This window comes from Streptomyces sp. NPDC004561, assembly GCF_053602155.1.
This window is the reverse complement of the sequence record NZ_JBSGDB010000747.1, coordinates 1-2,857: the sequence shown is the minus strand read 5'-3', so window position 1 is coordinate 2,857 and position 2,857 is coordinate 1. Positions and strand designations below refer to the sequence as shown.

At 76.5% G+C, this 2,857-nt stretch carries 3 protein-coding genes; 1 reads left to right on the top strand and 2 read right to left on the bottom strand.

Annotated features, from left to right (window positions below; all coding sequences use genetic code 11):
* Positions 1 to 548, bottom strand: a 548-nt coding sequence (locus tag ACWEN3_RS44640) for a sigma 54-interacting transcriptional regulator (RefSeq protein WP_452983912.1), incomplete at its 3' end; no start/stop codon positions are given.
* Positions 549 to 591: 43 nt separating this feature from the next.
* Complete coding sequence (locus tag ACWEN3_RS44635) at positions 592 to 1,962, bottom strand: hypothetical protein (RefSeq protein ID WP_452983909.1); 1,371 nt, start codon at positions 1,960 to 1,962, stop codon at positions 592 to 594.
* A 301-nt stretch (positions 1,963 to 2,263) separates the two neighbouring features.
* Here ACWEN3_RS44635 and ACWEN3_RS44630 point away from each other — a divergent pair.
* On the top strand, positions 2,264 to 2,857 hold a 594-nt coding region (locus ACWEN3_RS44630), incomplete at its 3' end, for a putative protein N(5)-glutamine methyltransferase (protein ID WP_452983906.1).

The following is a 2,857-nucleotide window of genomic DNA, read 5'->3' as shown; positions in this document are numbered from 1 at the left end:
GTCCCGGCGTACTTCAACGACTCCGAGCGCCAGGCGACGAAGGAGGCCGAGCGCGGGTTGGCGGCCGCCACGATACGGACCCCCGGCGGCAGCGTCAGCGCGCCGACGCGCCGCTCCAGCACGAGCCGCAGCAGGGCCGCCTGCACCGCCGGGGGCGCGGTGGACAGCTCGTCCAGGAACAACAGCCCCCGCCCGGCCCGGACGAGCCGCACCGCCCAGTCCGGCGGCGCCATCGGGACGCCCTGCACCGCGGGATCGTCTCCCACCACGGGCAGCCCGGAGAAGTCGGACGGTTCGTGGACGCTCGCGATGACGGTGGTCAGCGGCAGCTCCAGGGTCTCGGCGAGCTGGGTCAGCGCCGCGGTCTTGCCGATGCCGGGTTCGCCCCACAGCAGCACCGGCAGGTCCGCGGTCACGGCCAGGGTCAGCGCCTCCAGCTGGATGTCGGCGCGCGGCTCGGTGGCGGTGTCGCGGAGCGCGGCCAACAGGACGTCGGCCACGTCGAGTTGAGAGGCGGGGAAGGGAACGGGGGAAAGGCGTGCGGGCATGGGTGATCACCTGAGGGTGTGAGTCGGGACAACGGAAGGGAGTTCAGCGCCGGGACGTCGCGCGGCGCGGGCGCCGATGACGGCTCGCCCGGCGGTCCGGGAGGTATCGGACCGGGCCGTCACCGATCAGACCGGCCCGGTACAGCCCGTAGGTGATGCGCCGTTCGGCGGCGGCCGCCAGCTCGTCCCGCAGGGGGCCGGGGCGCAGCACCGCGTCCGGGCCGAGCAGACCCTCGACCACGGCCAGGGCGCCGGCGGTGTCGCCGTGGTCCAGACGCTCCCGGACGCCGGCGAGGCAGTCCGGACGCCGGTGCGCCTCGTCGACGGCCCGCAGACAGGGCAGTGGCGGCCCGCCCAGCGCGAACAGCAGCTCCTCGCGCCGGAGTTCGGCCGGGTCGTGGTCCAGGGGCGCCAGTACGCCGTCGACCGGACCGATCCGGTGCGTGGCTCCCCGGCACTCCACGAGCCGCGCACCGCCCACCGGTTCGCGGGCGCGGGGCGGGCCGGGCGGCACCCGGCCGGGCGCCAGCGCGGCGGCCACCAGTGGATGCAGCCGGTCCGGGCCGAGCAGTCCGGCGCGCAGCAGCTCCAGGTCCGGCGGCACCCAGGTCGCCGCGTCGGGCAGGACGGGCAGGCCGGACAGGCCGCCTGACGCGGGCTCGGCCGCGATCCGCGGGCTCCCGCCGCCCTCGGCTCCGTGCGGGTCCGGCTCCAGGACCAGCCGGCGCCCGCCGCCGAAGCGGACGGTGAAGGGGCCGGCGGGGCGGCCCTCGGCGCGCAGCAGAAGGGCCGACTCCGCCGCCCACCGGGCGACGGCACAGCCATGGCCGGGGGGTACGAGCCCCAGCGGATCGTGGTCCGGCGGCACGGGCCCGTCGGCCCCCGACCGGCCGCGCAGTTCGGCGGCCCGGCCGGCGTCCCAGAGGTGGCGGTGCAGATCGAGCCGGTAGCGCCGGTTGGGGCGGGGATGCGGATGCCGGCGGGTCTCCTCGTGGACCGGATCCCACAGGGCGAGGCCGATGCGCTGGCCGGCGTCGGCCCAGGCGGGCGCGGTCCGGACCACGAGATGGACGGGACCGGCCCGGTCGAGTCTGTCGTACCGGGCCAGAGTGAGCGTCAGGCCCGGGCGCAGCAGCCCGTCGGGCGCGATCCTCGGCATGTGCCAGCGCAGCAGGTCCGGAGCGAGCCGGCGGAGGTCGGCGCGCACCCGTGCCGCGAGATCACGGCCATGGACGCGGGCGACGGAACGAAGATCGAGGTCGACGTCGAAGCGGGCGGCGGCGCACGCCCCCGCCCAGTCACCGGCGCGACGGCGGGCGGTCGCGGTCTCGATCATGGACGGTGGCACGGCGTACTCGCGTACGCGCAGCCACAGGGAGGGGCGGGAATCCCCGATCGCTGCGGAAGTGAGCATCAGCGCTCACCTTGCGCGGACGGGACCCCCAATCTGTGCACGGGGTGAGTCGTCATCGCGGCGAGCGTAGCCGTCCGCCCGCCACCGCGCCAGGCGATTTCCCGCGCCGAACCCGGCCGTGCCCGCTGGGGTATGGTGGCCGTCCGGCCGCGGATCGACGCGGCCCACGGACGCGAGGAGGTGGGACCCATCACCGCTGTGCCAGCCGGGGTGCTCTCTCCTCGTGACGGCGCGGTCGACCGGCGACGGTGACCGCGGGAGCGCCCTGCGATCTCGCGCTCCCGAAAGGCTTACGGCTTCCATGCCCTCCGTGTCCCCTCAGCCCCCGCTCACTCCCTCCGCCGTCGTCTCCATGCTGCGCGCCGCAGGCTGCGTCTTCGCCGAGGACGAGGCGGAGTTGATCCTCTCCACCGCCCGAACCCCGGACGAACTGGCCTCGATGGTGGACCGGCGCGCCACCGGGCTCCCGCTCGAACTCGTCCTCGGCTGGGCCGGGTTCCACGGTCTGCGCATCGCCGTGGAACCGGGGGTGTTCGTCCCCCGCCGCCGCACCGAGTTCCTGGTCGACCGGGCGCTGGCCGAGGCGCCGGACGCGACCCTGGTCGTGGACCTGTGCTGCGGCTCCGGCGCGCTCGGCGCGGCCCTCGCCGCCGCGCTGGACGGCGCGGAGGTGCACGCCGCCGACATCGACCCGGCCGCCGTGCGCTGCGCCCGCCGCAACCTCGCGGCCTTCGGCGGCCGGGCCCACCAGGGCGACCTGTACGACGCCCTGCCCACGGGCCTGCGCGGCCGGATCGGCCTCCTGACGGCCAACGTGCCCTACGTCCCCAGCGGCGAGATGCCCCTGCTGCCCGCCGAGGCCCGCGACCACGAGCCGCCGACCGCCCTGGACGGC